Below are 22387 nucleotides of genomic sequence, written 5' to 3'. Positions count from 1 at the left end.
GGCACACCGGTCAGTCCATACACGTCAGCACCAGCTGGGCGAACGTGGCCAGTTCGGCCGCGCGGTCCGGCTTCGCCGCGGACACCCGGCCCACCTGACGGACCCAGTTGACCCGGTCGGTCCGCTCGGCGAAGTACATCCGGTTGTTGCGGATCAGCTCCTGCGCCGCCGCCGGCACACCGGTCCCGGGCAGCGCCTCGAGCGTCAGCCGGAGCGCCTCCATCACCGCCGCGTTCGCGCCGTGCGTGACGTCGTCGTTCGCGCCGTTGGCCAGGCCGGCCAGCGTGGCGAGCGGCACCGTGCCGTCGATCACGGGTGTGATCAGCAGCTCGGACCGGCGGATCGGGTCGGTCTCCGTGAGGTAGTCGAACGCGGTGTCCGCCCGGTCCACCGCGGCCATCTCCAGGATCGCCCGGTGCGCCGAGAGCGCCTGGTCGCCGACCTGGTCGCCGCGGACGAGCGGGGCCGGCAGCTCCTTGACCGGGCCGTGGCCGGCCGCGATGTCGCGGGCCGGGCGACGGCCGAGGATCCGCTCGATCGCCTCGCGGGTCGCCGGGCCGGCCAGCGTGTCCCGGTGCGCGGTGAACAGCTCCCGCTTCAGCGCCCAGCCGCCCGCGCCGAGCCAGCGGTGCAGCTCGTCGGAGAGCACGTCGCCGTAGCCGCCGGTGACCGGCTCGTCGGCCGCGCGGGTCAGCGCGGTGCGCGCGTCGGCCGCGCTGACCGTCCGCGGCGTCTCGCCGGGCAGCTGGACGTCCCAGCTGCGGCTGAGGTTGTCCAGGCCGCCACCGGACGACGCGCTGCGCTGCATCACCGGGACCCGGAAGGTGGCGAACAGCGACCGGAACGGCGCCGGGCCGACCCGGTCGTCGAGCACCACGACCGGGCGTACGCCGAGCTCGAACCAGGCCTCGAGGACGTCGCCGAGGCGGCGCTCGACCACCGCGGGGTCGCCGGGCCCGACCACGATCAGCGGGACCTCGCGGCCCCCGGTGGTGAGTGCGCCGTGCTCGGACCGGATCCGGTGCAGGAACCGTTCGTCGACCGGGCCGCCGATGACGATGACGCCCCGGTCCGGCCGGACGCCGCGCGGCAGGCGCGGTTCCCGGCCGGCCGCGGCCGCGGGCCGCACCGGCGGCGCGGGCGTCTCCGCGGGCGCACCGGCCCGCTCGTACGGTGGCATCTCGGGCGAGTCGCCGTGGCCGGACGACCACGAGGTGTGCGACGCGGCGTCGGACCACCGGTCGGAACCGGCACCGTCCCGGCCGGGCTCGTGGCCGTAACCGTTCGCGCCGCTGCCGTCGGCGTCGTACCCGGAGCCGCTGCCGGTGTAGGTGGACCACTCCGAGCGGGTGTCCGAACCGTCGTCGGGACGGTCCGAACCGTCGGGGCGGCCGGGACCGTCCGAACGGTCGGAGCCGTCGGGGCGGTCGGAGTCGTCGGGGCGGTCGGAGTCGTCCGCCGGCGGGGTGGCCGGGGCCGCGCTCTTCAGGCGCCGGTAGCCGATCGCGCCCTCCGGCAGCCGCTCCCGGTCCAGGCTCCGCGCCATCCGCTCGAGCAGTTCCGCCACGACCGCCATCTCGGTCAGGTCCTCCGGCCCGTCCGGCAGCGTGACCAGCGGCGGCTCCGGGAGCGGCGTACCGTCGCGGCCGACGATCTCGTAGTCGGCACCGGGCAGCGGCGATCCGGCCGGGGCCGGTCCGAGGTGGACGGTCCAGCCGCTCTCCTCCGCGACCCAGCCGCCGCCGATGTCGAGCTGCCGGGTGCCGGGCCGCATCGGCAGGCCGTACGGCAGGACCGGCCGGCCGCGACCCGACGGGTTTCCGGTGGCCCGGACCTGGACGGACGAGGCGACCGCGGCGAACACCGGCACGCCGTGCAGGTCGACCGGGACGAGCGTCTCGCTCAGCGCGGGCGCCTCGCGGAACGCCCCGGCCGGCAGGCGCAGCATCGCCGCGCCGTCGATCGGCGTCGGCTTCCCGCCGGTCAGGTCCGCGACCAGCAGACGGTCAGCCTGGTTCTGCGCCTGCGCGGCCGTCCAGTTCCGGACGTTCGGCAGATCCACGACCAGGCTCTGCCGGATCGCGGGCGGCAGCTTGGTGATCAGGTTCGCGATCTCCCAGGGCCGGGTCAGCTCCGCCGTGACCACCAGCTGGTACGCGTCGCCGGTCGGCGGCCGCACGTCGTCCACCGGCACCGGCTGGCCGGCCGGGGCCAGGAACAGTTGCCGGCCCAGGCGGTGCAGGTCGTACCCCGGGGTCAGGCCCTTGGTCAGGCGCTCCAGCGTCGGTGCGGACGTCACCTCCGGCTCGGCCACCCGGCGGGCGACCTCGAACCGGGTGAAGACGGCGTCCCGGCTCGACTCGATCAGCCGGACGATCTCGCGCACGCTCTCCGGCATCTCGACCTGGTCCGGGTCCGGCACCGACACCAGCGGCCGGCGGGCGGGCGTCGTGCCGGCCGAGTCGGCCAGCGCCTGACCGGCGGCGGGCAGCGGTGACGTGCCGGCCGGGCCGAGGTGCAGGGTGCCGTCGTCCTCCTGGCCGACCCAGTCACCGAACGCGAACAGCCGGGTCCCCGGCTGCACGGGCAGCCCGTACGGCCGGACGTGGTTGGCGGTGTCGCGGGCCCAGGCGGTGCGCGGCGACCGGATCTCGAACGTGCTGGCGAAGACGCCGAACGTCGGCCGGCCCCGCTCGTCCCGGGGCACGGTGTACGGGCCGGCCGGCGGGCGCTTCGCGAGCTGCCCGGCCGAGACCACGACGACGCTCGCACCGCCGGTGTCGTCCGGGAAGAACCGGGCGGCATGCGACCGCAGCTCCTCGATCGTCCACGTCCCCTGCACGTGCACCTGGAGGCGGCCGCGGACGTCCGCGGGCAGGCCGGCGATCAGCTCGGCGACGGCGCCGGCGTCGAAGCCCTCCCGGCTCACGGTCAACCGGACCGTCCCCGCCGGCGGGGCCGGGAGCAGGTCGCCGTCCGGCACCGCGCCGGACGCCGGCCGCAGCAGGAAGTGGTCGCCGGTGCCGCGCAGCTGGAAGCCGTCGCGCAGACCCGCGGTGTACGCGGCCGGCGCACCGGTCAGGAACGCGCCGGCCGGCTCCTCGGTGAACGCGTACAGGCTGTCGTCCGCGCGGTCCGGCAGCGACGGGAAGTCGCTCACCGGCCGCCGGTACGCGACCGCACCCGCCTCGCCGCGGACCGTGTCGACCAGCGTCTGCACCTCGGCCGGCGGGGTCCGCCCGAACGGCAGCGACACCCGCACCCGCTCGCGGACCGGGTTGCCGTCCGCGTCGACCAGGACCTCCTGCTCGGGCCAGTTCGCCGCGATGCCGACGTTGACCGTGCCGTCGCGCTCCTCGACGGCCCAGCCGTCGCTCAGGGCGAACCGGCGGCCGTCCGGGAACGGCAGGCCGTGCGGGGTGACCTGGTTGGCCCGGTTCCTGCTCCAGTCCGACTTGCGCGGCCGGAACCCGACCGTGGTCGCGGTCGCACCGAACGTCACGGTCCCGTCCGCCGTCCGCGGCACCACGAACCGGCTGGCCGGCACCGTCTCGGTGAGCGCGCCCACCGGCACGCGCACCTCGGCGTCGCCCTCGATCGGCGCCCAGCTGTCCTCGCCGGACGGCTGCACCAGCACGTGGTCGGCGAGCGTGCGCACCTCGGCCGGCGTGTACCTGCGGCCCGTGGGCAGTTCCACCACCAGGCCGGTACGCACGGACGCGGGCAGGCCGGCGACCAGCTCCGCGACCGCGCCGAAGTCGGTGATCTCCGACTGCACGATCAGGTGGAACGCGGCGCCCGCCGGTGCGGCCGCGGCCGGCCGGCGCACCGCGACCCCGACCGGCGCGAGCACGAACTGGTTGCCGGCGCCGCGCAGCTGGAACGCGTCGCGCAGGCCGGTGGTGTACGCGGCCGGCGCGCCCAGCAGCAGCTCGCTGCGGGGCTGGCCGGGCCGGTCGGTGAACGCGTACACGCTGCGAGGCCGGCGGTCCGGCAGCGGCGGCAGGTCCCGCACCTGGCGGCGGTAGCCGACCGCGCCACCGCCCAGCTTGTCGATCATGGACTGCACCGCGGGCGGCGGGTTCTCCGTGCCGTGCGGCAGCGAGACCGGGACCCGGCGATCGAGCGGCGCGCCGTCCCGGCCGACCAGGATCACGTCCTGGACCACCGGGGCGGGGCCGTCCGGTGCGAAGTGGACGGTGCCGTCGTGCTCCTCGGCGACCCAGCCCTCCCCGACCGGGAACCGCCGCGACCTCGGCTGCGGCTCCAGGTCGTGCGGCGTGATCCGGTTGGCCCGGTCCCGGCTCCAGCCCGACTCGCTGGTGCGGAACTCGAACGTCACCGCGGTCGCGCCGAACGTCGGGTTGCCGTCCGCGTCCCGCGGGATCACGAACGGGCTGGCCGGCGGGCGGTCCTCCAGGTCGCCGGCCGCGACCCGGACGGTCACGTCACCCTCCAGCGGGATGGTCGCGTCCTGCACGAACCGCTGTCGCAGCACCCGGTTCGCGATCTCCTGGACGCGCGCGGCCGAGTAGGTGCCGGCCGGCAGATCCACCACGAGACCGCCGCCGGTCTGCCCGGCCAGGCCGTCGACCAGCTCGGCCACGACCGCGGGGTCGAACCCGTCCTCCGCGACCACCACGTTGCGCCGGCCGCCGGACGGCGGGGGCAGCAGCGCGTCCACGCCGGTGTTCCGCGCCGGGGTGAGGTAGAGGCGGGTGCCGGACGACCGCAGGTCCCAGCCGGACCGCAGCCCCGCGGTGAACTCGGCCGGCGCGCCGGTCAGGAACTCGCTCACCGGGGTGCCGGGGCGCTCCGTGAACGCGTACATCCGGCCGGGCCGGCGGTCCGGCAGCGACGGGAACTCACCTGCCGGGCGACGGTGGGCGACGGCACCGCCACCGGCCGTGACCCGGTCGACCAGGTCCTGGACCACGGCCGGGAGCTCCGTGTCGCGCGGCAGCGACGCCGCGACCCGCTCGTGGACCGGGACGCCCCGCGCGTCCACCAGCACCACGTCCGGCGACACCGGGGAGCCGTCGGCGGCGCGGCCGAAGTGGACCGTGCCCTCCGACTCCTCGGCCACCCAGCCGCCACCGGCGTCGAAACGCCGGCTGTGCGGCGCGACCGGCAGGCCGTACGGCGTGACCGGGTTCGCCGCGGCCCAGGTGTTGGAGCGGGCCCGGAACTCGTACAGCACGGCGGACGCGCCGAACACCGGGTTGCCGTCCGCGTCCAGCGGCGTGACGTACGGGCTCGCCGCGGGCCGCCCGGACAGCTGCCCGGCCGGCACGCGCAGCACCACGTCGCCGTGGATCGTGGCCGGCCGGCCGTCCGGGCCCGGCTGCGTCAGGCCGTTGTCGGCCAGCGTGCGGACCTCCGGCACCGAGTAGACGCGGTCGGCGGGCAGGTCCACGGTCATGCTCTGCCGGTCGTCCTCGGGCAGCTCCGCGATCCCGGCCGTGAGCACGGCGGTGGTCGCCGCGCCCGGGGCGAGCGTCAGGTGGTGCCGGCGCTGCGCGGGTGTGGGCAGGTGGCCGGCGGTCAGTTCCGGCTGCCCGGCCGGGGACAGGAACGACCGGTCCCCGACGGTACGCAGGCGGTGGACCGGCGCGACCGGGCGGCTCGGCCGGGTGCGGCCGGCCGGCCTCCCCGGGACGGCCGCCGGCGCCCCGGCCGCGGTGTTCCTCGCGGCCGGATAGGCGTCGATCTCCGGCGTGCTCTCCGACGTGGCCACCGGCGTGCCGGACGGCGTCTCCGCGGGCGGGTCCCCCGGCAGGAACGCGGGGGCCGAGCCCATGTCGGGGTCCAGGTCCGTCGTCACCCGGAAGTCCGACGCCGGGTCCGTCCCCGGAGCGGCCGTCCCCGGAGCGGCCGGCGGCGCTGCGTCCGGCGTGCGGGCGATCGGCACCACGGTGCCGTCGGCCGCCGCGGCCACCATGCGTTCCAGCACCTCGATCCGGGTGTCGAACGCCTCGTCGAAGGCCGCCCGGTCGTAGTCGCCGGTCTCGAGCCGCTTCGCCAGGTCCTCGTCCATCGCCGTGCGGAGCACGCCGGCGACCAGCAGCACCGCCTCGTTGTCCGGGTGCGCGGCCAGGATCGGGCGGGCGCTGTCGTCCCACCGCGCGCCGTACCGCGCGCGTTCCGCGGCGCGGCCGGTGTCGGCCGGCACCGGTACCGCGATGTCGTCCCGCAGCCGCAGCGTGAGCGCGCCGAGCAGGTCCGCGTCGACCGTCGCGGTCCGGTCCGGTCCGCGCATCCAAGCCCTGACCCGGCCGTCCAGGTCGACGAGCGTGGTGGTGAGCAGCGTGGCCTGTTCCTCGGCGCCGAGCGGCGCGAGCCGGCGCACCCGGCCGAGGTCCAGCAGCGGGGCCATCGCCTGGTCGAGCCGGGACCGCAGCCGGCCGGCTAGCGCGGTATCGGTGACCGTCTCGTCGATGAGCTGCGCGGCGCGGCGCCGGGTCAGTTCGACGGTGAGCCAGTTCTCGGCCGCCTGCCGCAGGTCGTACGCCCACCGGGTCCCGGCGGCCGTGGTGAACAGGCCGTCCGGGGTGTCGGCGGCGGTGCCGTGCGGCGGGAACGCGCGGGTGAACTCGTCCAGCACCATGGCGCGGAACGTGGTCCGCAGCGACTCCGCCGCCGGGGTCCCGTCCGTGCCGGCGCGGTCGGCAAGCACCGCGTCGAGGTGCTGGTCCAGCCGGTCCGGCAGGGTGGCCGCGAACCGCTCCCGGTCGGCCGCCGCCTGGTGCATCGCGGTCAGGTGGGCGTCGGCGTGGTGGACCTCGAACGTGAGCCGGTCGGTGCGGCCCGGGCGGTGGCCGACCGGATACATCCGGTCGAACTCCGCCAGCGCGGCGTCGCGGACCGCGTGCGCGGCGCCGCCGTCCCGGATCTCGGGCGGGGCCGCGTCCAGGACCCGGGTCGCGAGCGCGGCCCGTTCCTGCTCCCGGACGGTGACCTCGCGGAGCATCCGGGGCAGCGCGGCCACGTTCGCGTCGAAGATCGTGTCCCAGGCGGCGCGGTCGAACTCGCCGCCGGCCTTCAGCCGGGTGTTCAGGAACGACAGGACCGTGGCGCGGCGGGTGCCGGCGAACGTCCGCTCCGGTCCGCCCGGGGCGTAGCCGTCCAGGACCGGGCGGACCGCCTCGTTCCACGCGATGAGGTACTCGGTGCGCAGCCGCACCTGCTCGGCCGGCGACATGCCGGCCGGCGCCGGGGTAACCGATGTCGGGGTGCGCGGCGTCGTGGTGCCCGGCGCCGGGCCGGCGGGCGTCGCGTCGGTGGTGCCGGCGGTGGTCGACCCCGGCGTCCCCGCCGGCGTGCTGCCGGCCGACGCGGTGCCCGTCGGGGCGTCCGGCGTGGGATCCGCCGGGATGGTCGGCGCGGGGTTCGCGGCCGCCGCCGCCAGGCGCTCGTCCAGCGTGGCCAGCGTGCCGGCGAACATGCCCTCGAAGACGTCCCGGGACGCCGTGGACCGGCCGGTCAGCCGCTCGTCCAGGTCCGTCATGACCCGCTGCCGGAGCTCCTCCGCGGCCCGCCGGGCCGCGTCGAACTCCGGTCCGGCGTCGTACCGGTCCAGGATGGGGTTGACCGCCTCCTCCCACCGGTCGGCGTAGCCGTCGCGATCCGCGGCCCGCCCGGTGCCCGCCGGCACCGGGACCACGGCGTCGCGGCGCAGCCGCTCGGTGAGCGTCCGGACCAGGTCGGGATCGGCGATGCCACCCGGCGTGCCGTCGGCCAGCCAGCCGGTCACCCGCGCCGGCAGGCCCCCGGGGCCGCCGAGCAGCCGGATCTGCTCCGCCGCGCCGAGCGACGGCAGCTCACCGGCGCGCGTGAACACGGCCTCCGGCGACAGGTCCTCGGCCAGCCGCGTCCGCACGTGCGCGGCGAGCGTGGCGTCCGGGACGGTGTCGTCGACGATCTGCTCCGCGCGCAGCTGCGTGATGCGGATCGTGAACCAGTTGTCAGCCGTCACGCGCAGGGCGTCCGCCCACGCACGCGCGGCCGGCCGGTCGAACCGGCGGTCGAACTGCCCGCGCACGCTGCCGTCGGCCGGGAACACCCGGTCGAACTCGGTCTCCACCACCGTCCGGAACTCCGCGCGCAGTGGCTCCGCCGCCGCCCGCGTCTCGTCCGTCCAGGCACGACCGGCGAGCACCGCGTCGACGTGCCGGTCCACCCGGTCCGGCAGCGTCTCCGCGAACCGGGCCCGCTCGGTCGCCGCGGTGAAGCGCGCGCCGAGCACGTCCGCGCCGTGCAGCGCGTCGCCCAGCTCGTAGGAGATCCGCTCGGTGACGTCGAACCGGCCGCCCGGCGGGAACCGGTGGTCGAACTCGGCCAGCACGTCCTGGTGCACGGCCCGGGCGGTGTCGGTGCCCCGGAGGTCGGCCGGCGTGTGCGCGTCCAGCTTCGCCTGCAGGTCCCGCCGCGCGTTGCCGCGGGCGGCCGCGAACTCCAGCTGTTCCAGGGTACGGCTGCCGGACGGCCGGGCCGGCGGCTCGAGCGTGAGCGTGCCGACGTCGTGGTGGCCCGGCTGCGGTGCCCGGCCGTCGTCGTCCGGGGTCCGGGTGAACGGCTCGGCCCGCAGCGGTTCGAGCCTGGTGGGCGCGGGCGCCTCGACCTCGGTGGCCCGCGGCGGCGCGGTGGGCCGGGACGTCGAGGTGGTGGGCCGGGACGCCGGGTCGAGAACCGTGGTGTCCGGGCCGGCGGTGCGTGGCGCCGCCGGGGGCGTGCCGGTGCCCTGCGCCGCCCGGCTGACCGCGCCGTCGACGTTCTTCGTGAACGAGTCGACGCCGGCGCCGAACGCCGCGTCCCAGCTCGCCCGGTCGAAGTCGCCGTGGTCGCCGCGCAGCCGGGTGTCCAGGTCGACCTTGAGCCTGTTGCGCGTCGACTCGGCCAGTTCCGCCGCCGCGTTCCGGGCCGGGCCGGACGGCCCGTACCGGTCCAGGACCGGGGCCGTCGCCGCGGCCCACCGCGCGTCGAACTCGGTCAGCTCGGTCACCCGGAACATCGCGTTGCCGATGTCGTCGTAGACGGCCCGGTCGACGGCGCCGCCCACGTTGTCCTTGAAGGACCTGACGCCGCCGGCGACCGCACCGTCCCAGGCCGTCCGGTCGAATCCGGCGCCCTCGCCGCGCAGCCGCGCGTCCAGGTCGGCCTTCATCCGGGCGTGATAGGCGCCGGCCAGGTCCGCGGCCGCGTTCCGGGCCGCGCCGGACGTGCCGTACCGGTCCAGGACCGGTGCGACCTCGGCCTGCCAGCGCGCGTCGAACCGGACCAGTTCCTCGGCCCGGAACATGGCGGCGCCGACCTCACCGCTGATGACCTCGCGGTCGACGACGGTCTGCACGTCCCGGCGGAACGTCTCGGCCGCGCGGGTGAACGTCGCGTCCCAGACCTCCCGGTCGAACGTCGTGGTGTCGCGCAGCCGCGCGTCCAGGTCGGCCTTCAGGGTGCCGCGCGTGGAATCCGCGAACTTCGCCGCGGCCGTCCGCTCGGGCCCGGACGCGCCGTACCGGTCCAGGACCGGACCGGCCGTGGCGTCCCAGCGCGCGTCGAACCTGAACAGCTCCTCGACCCGGAACATCGCGTTGCCGACGTCGGTCTCGACGAGCCGCCGGCTGACGACGTCGCCGACCCGGGTGTCGAAGGACTTGATGCCGCCGGCGACCGTCCGGTCCCAGGCGCCCCGGTCGAACTCGCCCTCGTCACCGCGCAGCCGGGTGTCCAGGTCGACCTTCATCCGGCCGTGGTACGTGTCCGCGAGCTCCTGTGCGGCCGTGCGCGCGGTCCCGGTCGACCCGAAGCGGTCCAGGATCGGCGCGACCGCGACCTCCCACCGCACGTCGAACTCGACCAGTTCCTGGGCCCGGCGCATCTCCGCACCGATCCCGGTGGCGACGTCGCCGGCGTCGTCGGTGGTCCGGACCGGGACCGGTGCCTCCATCTGGCGCCGGTGCACGCCGAGGCCCGCGTTGAACGACGCCTCCCAGCCGGCCCGGTCGAAGCGCCCGCCGTCGGTCAGCCGGCCCCTCAGGTCGTCCAGCACGGCGTCGCGCACCCGGGCGGCCCGCGCCTTCAGCACCTCGGGGGCGTGCTCACCACCCGGGATCGGCGCGGCCTCGCGTTCCCAGCGCGCCTCCCAGACCGCCACCTCCGCGTCGACGCCCGGCTTGCGCGGGATCGGGACGGTCACGTCCTCGCGCAGGCTACGGGCCAGCGCGGCGGCCGCGTCCGGGCCGGCCGCGCCGCGGTTCGGCGCGCCGCGCAGCCAGCTGCCGACCGTGGTGTCGAGGTCGTCGAACAGCTCGGTCAGCACCCGGCCGTCCCGGTCCGGGCGGCCCAGCCTGGGCAATTCGCGCGCCTGGTCGAAGGTGAGCCGGGAGGACAGCGCGTCGTTCAGCCGGCTCTTGACGTGCGCGGCGACCGCGGGGTCGGGAACCGCTCCGTCGATCACCTCACCGGCCCGCCGGCCGGCCAGCTTCACCGTGTACCAGGAGTCGGCGAGATCGCGCAGCGAGGTCACCCAGCGGTCCGCGGCGTCGGCGTCGAAGCGCCCGCCGGACGTGCCGCGCGCGCCGCCGTCCGCGGGGAACTCGGCGTCGAACTCCTGACGCACCATGGCGTGGAAGTCGGACCGCCAGGACGCCGCGACGGCCTGGGTCCCGTCCGTCCAGACGCGGTCGGCCATCAGGCCGTCGAGTTGCGCGTCGACCCGGCCACGGAGCCCGGCCGAGAACGTCTCGCGGCGGGTCGCCGCGTCGAACATGCCGCGCAGTTCGGCGTCGCCGTGGGTGAGGTCCCAGACCGCGCGCTCGCCGGTACGGATGTCCGCGCCCTCCGGGAAGCGCGCGTCGAAGTCGTCCAGCACGGACCTGCGTACCGCCTGGGCCGCGGGTCCGTCGGACGGGTCCAGCCCGGTCAGCCGGGACTCCAGCGCGGCCCGCACGTCGGCGCGGGAGATCGTCTCCGGTGCGCCCCGGAACCGCATGCGCGCGTCGACCGCGCTGTCGTGCAGCCGGCCCGCGAAGTCCGCCACGGTACGGTCCGGCAGCGGCGCGCTGAGCCTCGCGTTCCGGCCGCCGTAGACCTGGTCGAAGTGGCTGAACCACTCCGCGCCGTACTCGTTCGCCAGCGTGCGGTTGGCGATCGGGCCGCCGCGGCCGAGCAGGTCGCTGAAGCGCCGGCCGGCCTGCGACAGCGAGTCGTTGAGCAGTTCCTCCATCCGTACCCGGGACGGCATCTCCCGGCGGATCGTGAGCACCTCGGCGCGCAGCCGGTCCGTCGCCGCCTCCACCGACCGCGCGGAGTAGCCGTCGCGGCTCAGGCCGGGCCGCAGGTCGTTGTGCAGCACGGAGATCCGGTCGTGGATCTCCGCGGCCATCCGGGAGATGCCCGCCGGGTCCACCCGCACGCCGGCCTGCCGGGAGGTGAGGACGAGGTCGTCGATCAGGCTCTCGACCAGGTCGTCCCGGTGCCGCTCGAGTTCGAGCTGGCGGCGCGGCGACGGGCCGGTGTACGCGTCACCGGCCACCTTGAGCCGCTCGGACACCAGCCGGCCGGCGTCGGCGCCGAGGTCGGTGCGGGCCGCGCGCAACCCGTCCGCCGTGCCGAGCCGTCCGCGGTGGTGCAGCATCGACTCGACCAGGCGGGTGTTGAGGTCGCCGGTCATCGACGACCGCAGGTTGCGGGCCATGTCCATCGCCCGGTCGCCGGGCAGCACGCTCTCGCCGGTCCGCTGGCTCCACCGGCTCGTCTCGACGTTGGTCTGCCGGCGGACCGTGAGGTTCAGGTTCTGCGACAGGTCCGGCGCGGCCTTGAGGTACTCGCTGAGGCGCTGCCGCAGCCCGGCGTCCGCGGCGTCCCACGCGGACCGGTTGGCCGGGCTGAACGCGTCGCCGCGGTGCGTGGCGACCAGGTCGTTGCCGGTGATCTGCACGTCCCGGGTGAACGCGCGCACGCCGAGCTCGATGTCGGTGTCGCTGAGGCCGCGCTGCTTGGCCAGGTGCACCTCGCGCACGACGGCGGTGCGGTGCCGGCCGATCTCGTTGCGGTGGAACGCGTCGTAGCGCAGCTCGGCGCGCAGCTCCGCCAGCGACCGGTTCCAGTTGGCCTGCGCGTTCTGCCAGGCCACCGAGTCGACCCCGGCGTCCTGCCGCAGCACCGGCCCGAACGACTCCTCGAACTTCGCGTGGTACTGCTCGGAGAACCGGTTACGCCACGCGGTCTGCTCCGCGGCCGGCAGGTCGTGCAGGAACCGGAACCGGGACTGTTCGGTGCCGAACAGCGCGTCGAGGCCGGACTGGTCCGTGCTCGTGCCGCGGGCGCCGGAGAGGTCCGCCGACCGGGGGCGGGCGTCGTTCAGCACGCTGTCGAACTCGCTGTCGGCGTCGCCCCGGTGGGCCTCGATCGCCTTCGCCGTCTCGATCCGGGACCGGAACGACACGGCCAGCGCGTCCGTACGGTCGCCGAACTCGAGGAGCCGCTCGGTCGTGTCCAGCCGCTGTCGCGGCATCGGGTAGGCGGTGCCCTTCGGCTTCCCGGGCTCGGGCGCGGTCACGGTCTCGGCCGGCGCGTCCCCGGCCGGCTTCCGCATGCCGGGGAAGTCGTCCGGGACCAGGTGCGGCGCGTCCCGGCCGAGCCGGGCCGTGCCGACCGGCACCATGTCGTCGAGCGTCTGCCGGAGGAACACCGCGTCGAGGTCGGCGGCGCGCACGCCGTCGGCGAGGCCGGTGACGGTGCGGTCCGGCAGCGGTCCGCGCAGTCCCGCGTGCTGCCCGCCGAACGCCTCGTCGAAGTGGGTGAACCAGGCCCGGCCGAACTCCTGGCTGAGCGCCCGGTTCGCGCGCGGCCCGTCCGGGCCGAGCAGGTCGCCGTACCAGTCGCCGGCCGTCCGCGTGGAGTCGGCCAGGCGCTCCTCGAACCGTACCCGCGCGGGCATCTCGTTCCTGATCGCCGCCGCCTCGGCGGTGAGCCGGTCCTTGACCGCCTGCACCGACTCCGGCGACCAGCCGTCGCGCTGCAGGCCGGGCCGGGACGCCTCGCCGAGGTCGGCCAGCCGGCCCCGGAACTCGGCGCCGAGCCGGGCGACGTCCGCCGGCCCGAGCCGCACGCCGGGCTGGCGGACCGTCGCGAGCAGGTCGTCCTGCAGCGAGCCGATCAGCGTGTCCCGGTGCTCCTCGACGTCCAGCTGGCGGCGCGGTGCCGTGCTGTTGTAGGCCTCGCCGAACTGCCGGAGCCGTTCGGTCACGATCCGGTCGACGGACACGTCGAGGTCCTGCCGGATCGCCCGGATGCCGTCGTCGGAGCCGAGCGCGTCGCGGCGCTTCAGGACCGACTCGACGATCCGGGTGTCCACCTGGTCCGCGATCGACGTCCGCATCTCGACGTGCTGCCTGGCCACCTGGGCAGGGGTCATCGCCGCGTCGCCGAGCTTGTCGTTCCAGCGGCCGAGCTGCCCGCTCATGCCGCGGTCGATCCGGCCGCGCACCTCGCCGGCCAGTTCGGGGGCCCGCTGCAGGTACTCCCGCAGCCGGCCGTGCAGGCCGGTGTCCGCGGCGTCCCACGCGCCGCGGTGCGCCGGGTCGAACGCGTCGCCACGGCCGAAGGAGTCCCGGCCGGTGAACCGGCCGGCGACCACGGAGTCGGCGGTCATCTGCACGTCGCGGGTGAACGCGCGCACGCCGAGCGCGATGTCGGCGTCACCGACGCCGTTCGCGCGGGCGTCCCGGACCGCCCGGTCGACCGCGTCCCGGTGCCGGCCGATCTCGTTGCGGTGGAACGCGTCCAGCCTGAGCTGCGTCTTCAGGTCGGCGGACACCCGGTTCCAGGTGTCCACCGCGCTCCGCCAGGTCACCGAGTCGACGGCCGCGCCGTCGCGCAGCACGGGCGCGAACGAGTCCTCGAACGCGGTGTTGTACTCCTCGGTGAACCGGCTCCGCCACGCGGACTGCTCCGACTGCGGCAGGTCGTGCAGGAACTTGAAGCGCTGCCCCTGGGCGGCCGGGGCGTCGCCCGCCGCCCGGCCCCGGGGCTCGCCGAACAGCTCCGGCGCGGTGGCCTTGAGCCGGTCGTGGACGGACGCCGGCGCGGCCGGCTCGGCCGGCGCGTCGTTCCTGCCGAAGATCGCCTCGGCCTGGGTACGGCCGGTGCCCAGCACCTCGTCGAAGACCTCGCCCGGCTTCGCCCGCAGCGCCTCGATGTTCTTCGCGGTGCCGATCCGCCCCTGGAACGCCTCGCTGAGCTGGACGACCTTGGTCTGGAACTCCGCGATCCGCTCCGCGGACGGCGCGGAGGCGTCCCGGTGCGGCAGTGGCTGGGCCTTGCCGGTGCCGGGAACCGTCAGGTCCGGCTCGGGGTGCGCCAGGCCGGGGAAGTCCTCCGGTGTCAGGTGCGCGGCGTCCCGGCCGAGCGGCGACGTGCCGACCGGCACCAGGTCGCCGGCCGACTCCTGGAGGAACCGCGGGTCGGTGCGGTCCGGCGCGCGGACCGTGTCGGCGAGGTCGGCGATGGTGCGTTCGGGCAGCGGCGCGCGCAGGCCGGCGGCCTGCATGCCGAGGACGTCGTCCGCGGCGGTGAAGAACTCCCGGCCGTACTCCTGGGACAGCGCGCGGTTCGCCCGCGGGCCGTCCGCGCCGAGCAGCTCGCCGTACCCGAAGTCGGCGGTCCGCTGCAGGTCCGTCAGCCGTTCCTCGAACCGGATCCGGGACGGCATCTCGTCCAGGATGGCCTGCGCCTCGGCGTCGACCCGCTCGGTGGCCGACCGGACCGCGTCGGGCGAGTACCGGCTCTGCTCCAGGCCGGGCCGCAGCGCCTGGTCGACGTCGGCCATCCGGCCGCGGATCTCGGCCGACAGCCGGGTGACGCCCGCGGTGTCGAGGCGGACGCCGGGCTGCCGCACCGTCTCGGCCAGGTCGTCCAGCAGCGAACCGACGCGCGCGTCCCGGTACTCCATGAAGTCCAGCTGGCGGCGGGCCGCCGGGCCGTTGTAGGCGTCGGCGTACGGCCGCATCCGCTCGGTCACGACCTGGCCGACCACGGAGTCCATGTCGTCGCCGACGGACCGCGTCCCGTTGGCCGAGCCGAACCCCTCGCGCTGCCGCAGCATCGACTCGACGACCCGCGTGCGCACGTCGTCGGCGATCGAGGCGCGCACGTCGCCGGCCTGCTTGGCCACCTGGCCGGCCGGCAGCGCGTCCGCGCCGAGCTTGGCGTTCCACGCGCCGAGCTGCCCGTCGACCCGCGTGTCGAGCAGGCTCCGCATGCGGCCGGCGACCTCGGGTGCCCGCTGCAGGTAGTCGCGCAGCCGGCTGCCGAGGGCCGCGTCCATGTCGTCCCAGGCGCCCCGGTTCCCGGGGGCGAACGCGCGGTCGCCGGAGTGCTGCCCGATCAGCGTGTCCGTGGACATCTGCACGTCGTGGGTGAACGCGCGCACGCCGAGCGCGATGTCGGCGTCGGTGACACCGTTCGCCCGGGCCTCGTCCACCGCCCGCTGCACCATCGGCCGGTGCCGGGCGATCTCCAGGTGCTGGAACACGTCCAGCTTCAGCTTCGCCTGCAGGTCCGCGGACCGCTGCTGCCAGGTCTCGACGGCCCGGTTCCAGGCCGGCGTGTCCACCGTCGCGCCGTCGCGCACCAGCGGCCCGAACGTGTCCTCGAACGCCTGGTTGTGCTCCTGCTCGTACCGGCCGCGCCAGGCCGGGCGCTCGGACTCCGGCAGGTCGTGCACGAACCTGAACCGCGAGTCGCCCTGCGCGTCCGCGGCCCGGGCCGTGGTGCGGCTGGACTCGAGCACGTTCTCGAAGTTCCGGCCCGGATCGCCGCGGAGTCCCTCGGCGTTGCGGGCGGTCGCGAGCTGCGGCTGGAGCTTCTGGCCGAGCGCCTGCACCTTGGCGTCGAACGCGGCCGCCTCCGCCGGCGTCATCGTCCTCGGGTCCGGCAGCGGGCGGGCCGTGCCGGTGCTCTGGCCGGGCAGCGCGCCCGGTTCGGCGTGCGCCAGCCCGGGGAAGTCCTGCGGGGCCACGTCCGGGCGCCCGGTCGGCGTCGGGTCACCCGGCACGAGGTGGCCGGCCGTGCCCGGCTTGACGGCGGTGCCCGGCGGGACGGTCACGGCGGCCTGCTCGCCCAGCGCGTCGAGGCGGGTGCCGAAGCCGTCGCCCTGCGCGCGCTCCTGCGCGAGCCACGCCTGGTTCTCGAAGTCGCGGCTGCCGATCGTCTCCCGGTGGGCGCTGACCCACTCGCTGCGGAACCGGTCGGCGAGCCCGTCGTAGGCGCCGGGCGAGAGCGACGGGTGGACCGGGTCGGTCCGGGTGCCCATGATCTTGACGAACTCGTCGGCCGCGGCCGCGGGCAGCGTGCTGAAGCGCGGCTCCGCCTTGATCCGGAGGCGCAGGTCACCGGCGAGCGCGTCGAGCTGCTTGCTCCAGGTCCGTCCCTGCGGCTGCGGGTCGATGTGCCGCCGGGCGAACGTCCCGGCGCCGGCCGAGTCCCACAGCTCGGCCCGCACCTGCCGCAGCGAGCCGTGCCACGCCTTCTCCACGCGGGCGAGCTGGGCCGGGTCGAGCTTCGGCATCTCGGCCTCGTGCGCCAGCGAGCGCTTGACCAGCTTGCTCTGCTGCGGGGACATCGCCGCGTCGAACGCCCGGTGGAACGAGTGGTCGGCGACCTGGGAGAGCGACAGGTCGTCGTGCAGCCGCCCGTGCGCCTCGACCAGCAGTTCCTTGACCGTCTTCGGCTTGCCGGCGTCGGCGCCCTTGCCGCTGCCCTTGCCGCTGCCCTTGCCGGCCGTGGCCGTCTCCGGGGTGGCCGCCGGCGGCGTCTCGTTGACCGTCCGGACGGTACGGAAGAACTCCACGCCGGCCTGGTCGAAGTACTCCCGGCCGAGCACCCGCTTGTCCGGGCCGCGCTCGCCGGCGTACTGCGCCGAGGTCTCCCGGAAGACCTTCGCGGCCGCGTCGCGGGCCGTCGGGTCGGGGATCCGCTGGAGTGCGCGCCAGGACGCCTCGTCGCCGGGCCAGTCCCGCGGCATCGGGGTGTCCGGCTCGGCCGGCCGCGGGTTCGCGGCGGCCTGGGTGAACCGCGACTTGAACTCGCCGGCGGCCTTGTTGAACACCGTGCCGGCCTCGGCCGGGCTCATCACGCCCTCGCCGCGACGGCCCCACACGTCCGCGCGGAGCGTCTGGACGTGCGCGTCCCAGTCGGAGCGGATCGACGCCATGTCCTCCGGCCGCAGCCGCGCGGCCAGCTCCGGGTTCGCGTCCGCCCACTCCCGGTACCCGCGCCCGAACGCGGTGTCCGCGTCGTTGCCGCGCAGCCGCAGTTCCTGCTCGAAGCGGGCACGGTTGCGCGCGTCGGCCCGGATGTCGTTCTTCGCGGCCTCCAGCCGGGCGGCGACCTCCTGCGCGTTGCGCGGCGCCTTCTGCGGCTTGGGCGCGTCCGCGCCGGGCGCGCGCAGCTTGAGGTCGCCGAAGTCGCCACCGAGCCGGTCGTGCCGGGCGAGGTACGCGCGCTCCGCGAACGCGGCCTCGGCGGCGTCCAGCCGCTGCTGCCACTGGTGGTGCCGGCCCTCGGTCGTCTCCGCCGGCCGGTTGATCCGCCTGGGGTCCCCACCCCAGATCTCGGCGAAGTCCTTGTCGAGCCGGGCCGTCGTCTCGGTGCGGATGGCGGTCGTCTCGGCGTTCGTGAGCTTCAGCTCGGCCGCGCTCGCGGCGAAGTGGTGCTGGTCCGCGGCCTGTGCCCGGCGGGCGACGCCGTTGATGGCGCCGGCCTTCTCCAGCGCGGCCGCGGCCCGGCCACCGTCCGCGGCGGACAGCTTCTGGGTGGTGGTCGCGTGCACGTCGGCGGAGCGCGCGTACGGCCCGGTCTCCAGCCACGTCCCCTCGTGCAGCCGGGCCGCGGTGTCGCGCAGCTTGCCGTGCTCGGCCCCGCGGACCGAGTCGGGCACGTCCGCGCCGCTGCGGACCCGGCCGTCGACGTCGGTCCGGAGGTAGCTGTCCAGCTGCCGGCCGTAGCTGCCGGTCCCCTCGCCGCGGTCGGCCCGGCTCGCCGGCGGAACGGCCTGCGGGCCGTCGTCGCCGGCCCGGCCGGACGCGGCGCGGAACGCGTTGAACTCCTCGCCGTGGATCCGCGCGACCCGGCCCGGCGACGCGCCGCCGGCGGCCAGTGCGTCCAGTTCCGTCCGGAGCTGCGGCTCGACCTGCTGCCGGAACTGGGACTCGACGGCGTGCTCGTGCCGGACGCGGGCTTCGAAGCCGTCGCGCAGCTCGTTCACCCTGGTGCGGAACGAGCCCTCGTCACCGCGGGCGGACGCGTGGGCGATCCGGACGTCGTCGGCGTGGTCGCCCACGGCACGCGACATCGCGGACGGCGAGATCGGCTCGTCGTCGGGACCGGTGACCTGCCGCCCGCGGGCCCAGGCGGTCTCCTGCGCGACGGCCCGGTCGGTGGCGGCGGCGCTGCGCAGGTCGTTCTCCGCGCTGGCACCGCGCGCGTCGAGGCGCTGGGACAGCTCGCCGCGGCTCATCGGCGACTCGCCGCCGGCCGACCTGCGCCAGTCGGCCAGGTCCGCGCGCACACCGTCCTCGTAGGAGCTGCGGACGATCTCGCTGTTGCTCGGCGGCCCGTCCCCGCCCGCGCGGGCCACGATGGAGTCGAACGTGCCGCTGCTCTTGGCGAGGTTGCCGATCTCGCTGATCCTGGTCGGCAGCGAGCTCTCCCACTGCCGGCGGATCGTCTCCAGGTGCTTCGAGCTCGCGTCCGGCCCGGCGTTCTTGACGGAGACGCGCAGCTCCTCGGCGACGGTCGCCCGGATCGCCGTCCTGGAGTGCTCCAGCCCGGGGTTGCGCTGGAGGTAGGCGTCGACGGCCCGGTCCGCGGTCCGGCCGGTCAGGAAGTGGGTCCGCTCGAAGTTCGCCTCGGTGCGGAGCTGGCGGCCGACGTTCGCCTCGACGGTGCGCATCGGGTCGACGAGGCCGTCCGCGGGGCGGCCGGAGGCCAGCTGGGCATCGCGGGTCACGTCGGCCTCGACGCGGCGGAGGCCCGCCTCGCTCAGCCGCCACGAGCCCTTCTCCGCGCCGTTCTGCTGCGCCTTGACGGTGGTGGCGTGCTCGTCGCGGACGAAGCTGCGGGCGCTCTGCGCGATCTCCTCGGGCGTGTTGCCGGCGATGCCCCGGGCGGGCTTCGGCCCCGGGATCGGCTCACCGTTGGCGATGGCGCGGGCGCTCGCCGCGATCTCCTCCACCGTGCTGCCGAGGACGGACCTCCTCGTGGTGGGCGTGTCGCCGTCCGGCGTCCCGGGCCGCGAGGTGGCCGGGGTTTCCGGCGTCCCGGGCCGGGAGCTGACCGGGGTGTCCGGCCGGGACGGCGGGAACGCATCCGAGCCGCGGCCGCCGACGGACGAGTCCAGGCTGGACGCCTCCAGCCGACGGTCGATCGACGGGTCGACGGTGTCGCGCCCGCTCCGGGCCGACCGGGAGATCGACGGGGTCTCCGAGAGATCCGAGGTGCGTCCGCCGACCGAGCTCGCGCCGTCGGACTCACCGGCCCGGCTGCCGGGCGGGCTCACGTCGCGGACGGACAGGGTCTCCGCGCCCGGCAGCGTGCGCTGCGGCTCGGGCGCGGACGAGGACGCCGCCGGGCGGGTGGGCGGTGCGGGCGTCCGCTGGACCGGTGCGCCGTCGCCACCGGCACCCGCCGACGCGGGGAGCCGCTCGACCGGCTGCATCGGCGGGCTCGACAGGGCGGACTGGTCCGTGACCGGCCGGCTCGACTCGATCGACTCCGCGGGCGGCCGGCGCTGCAGCGCACCGGCGTCGGCCAGGCTCGGGTCCGCGCCGGCCGGCGCCTTGCGGCCCGGCGGCAGCGAGCTCAACGACGAGTCGCCGCCGATGGAACCGGGACGCGACGACTCCCCCGGCGGGTTGCGGAACGCGTCCGGCTGCCGGAGGGACTCGCCGCCCACGGGCGTTCCCGGACGCGACGACTCCACCGGCGGATTCCGGAGGGCGTCCAGGCGCTGGACCGGCTCGCCACCCCCGACCGCACCCGGACGCGACTCCGGCGGCGGGTTCCGGATCGCGTCCAGCCGCTGGAAGGACTCGCCACCCACGGCCGATCCCGGACGCGACGACTCCACCGGCGGATTCCGGAGGGCATCCGGACGCTGGACCGGCTCGCCGCCCGGGACCGAACCCGGACGTGACGACTCCACCGGCGGGTTGCGGACCACGTCCGGACGCTGGACCGGCTCGCCGCCCACGGCGCCCTGGCGCGGCGGCTCCGGGAGGGACCGGAACGACTCCGGCGAGCGGACGGCGTCCGGCGACGAGGACCGCGACGAGGACGGGGTGTCCGGCACACCCGTCGGGCGGCCGCGGGACGCGTCGAGCGCGGGCGACGTCCCGTTGATCACGTCGGCCGGGTTGTTGACCGGGTTGCCCGGACCCGCGATCTGCTGGCCCGGCGGCAGGGCGGAGGAATCCGGCAGGTTGCCGGACGCCGGCACCCTGGTGGTGTTGCCCGGCGAGTTCGCGTTCGGGTGCAGGCCGGGCGTGTCGACCGGGCTGCTCGCGCTGCTCGGCGGGCGGGAGACCACGTCGCCGGGCGTCTCGACCGGTGCCCGTCCCTGCAGCGGCCCGGGCGCCTGGACGCCGCCGGGGATCTGGTCGCCGCCCGCCTGCGGCGCGCGCGGCGGGGGGACCTGGCCGTTGCCGCCCACGGCGAGCTCGCCGAGCTGCGGCTGGCGCTGCGCGATGTCGCCGGTCTCGATGCGGGACGGCGGGCCGCCGGTGGAGCCGATGTTGTTCGGGACGGTGAGGTTGTTGGTGTTGGCCGAGTTCGAGGCCTCGATCGTCGGCGGCCGGGACGTGGGCGTGGCGTCGAAGCTCTGCCCGCCGATCCTCGGCGGTGCCGTCTGGTCCGGCCCGTTCGTGGTGATCCTGGGCTGCGGCTCCAGGTTCGTACCGGAGATGTTGGTGTTGCCGAGCTCCACCCGCGACGGCGAGGTCGGCGGCCGGGAGGTCAGCGAGGTGTCGCTGAAGGACGAGTTGCCGGTGCGGACCGTGTCCACCGACGGCCGCCGGGTGGACGGCGGCGGGGTGTTCACCCCGACCGGTGCGATCGCACCGTCCGTCGACGAGGCGCTGATCTCGCCGGTGAACTTGGGCGGCGGCGCGGTGATGTCGACGCCCGGCCGGGTGTTGATGCCGTTCAGGTCGACCCTGCTGACACCGGCGATCGGATTGCCGTTGTTCGGCACGGCGGTCGGCGCGCTGCTGCCGGTGGGCGGCGCCTCGAAGGTGCCGGCCTTGTTGAGCGTGCCGGCGCCGGGGAGGTTCCCGGCGTTGTAGATCATGTTGTTGATGTCGGTGGTGTTGTTCGCGATCTTGTCCGGGCCGAGCACGCCGCTGTCGAAGCTGGATCCGATCTTGCCGCCGCCGAGGCCGCCCACCGGCTTGAAGATCTTGAAGAACGCCAGCTCCAGCGCGCCACCGAGCAGGATGTTGAAGGTCGTGCCGACCGGGTCCGGCTGGAACGGCATGCCGTGCGTCTGGGTGACCGCGGCCTGGATACCGAGATCGACGGCGGCGGCCCAGAACGCGCCGTTGACGAACACGCCGATGTACTGCGCCACGTTCTGCGAGATGAACGGGATCTTGCTGAGGATGTTGGCGACCAGCTCGCCGACCACGCTGAGCACGCGGCCGAGACCGGCGAAGAGCATGGCGAGCCGGGCCGGCAGCGTGATCGCCATCAGCGGCAGCATCAGCAGCATCAGGGCCATGCCGACGCCGGTCAGGATGGTCATGATCAGGTCGAGGAGCTCCTGACCTTCCTTCTTCTTCAGCGCGGCGCGGAGCTCCGCGGCGACCTCGTCGAGCGAGGTGGCCATCTCGTAGCACGCCTGCCGAATCCGCATGATCCGCACGATGATGATCTCACCGGTGCGGTTGACCTGCTTGAACGTGTCACCGGTCCAGGTCACACCGACGTGCGGGAAGACCGGGATCTCGTTCTGGGACACGTAGTTGTACTTGTCCTCGCCGACCGGGGTGTGCTCGTTGAACTCGTCGTACGAGGGGAAGTCCGCACCGATGATGCGGTTGACGGTGTCCGTGAGCGCACCGATCTGGTCACCGAAGAGGCGCCACTGCTTGGCCAGCGCCTCGATGTTCGCCGGATCCGGATGAATCGCGCCCTCGTCTGCCACGTGCCTACCTCCCGGGCCTTCCGCGCGGGCGGACCGGGCCGCGCGGCGTCGACCCCCACGGCGGCGGACCGAGCACCGCAACGATAGAGGGCGCACGCCGGCCCGGGACAGGCCCACGTTTACCCGCGGCCGGGTACCCGGAAAAGGGACGTTGCCGGGGCGGACAGTCAGCTCCACAGTGAT

At 75.7% G+C, this 22387-nt stretch carries 1 protein-coding gene; it reads right to left on the bottom strand.

The genetic code is table 11. The features are described from left to right. Positions 1 to 10 precede the first annotated feature (10 nt). Positions 11 to 22204 carry a hypothetical protein gene (locus J2S44_RS30680; protein WP_310420969.1) on the bottom strand — a complete coding sequence of 7398 codons (22194 nt, stop codon included), beginning with the start codon at positions 22202 to 22204 and terminating at the stop codon, positions 11 to 13. Between the last annotated feature and the right edge of the window lie 183 nt (positions 22205 to 22387).

The organism is Catenuloplanes niger (genome assembly GCF_031458255.1).
Classification (GTDB): domain Bacteria; phylum Actinomycetota; class Actinomycetes; order Mycobacteriales; family Micromonosporaceae; genus Catenuloplanes; species Catenuloplanes niger.
This window is presented reverse-complemented; position numbering and strand designations above follow the sequence as displayed.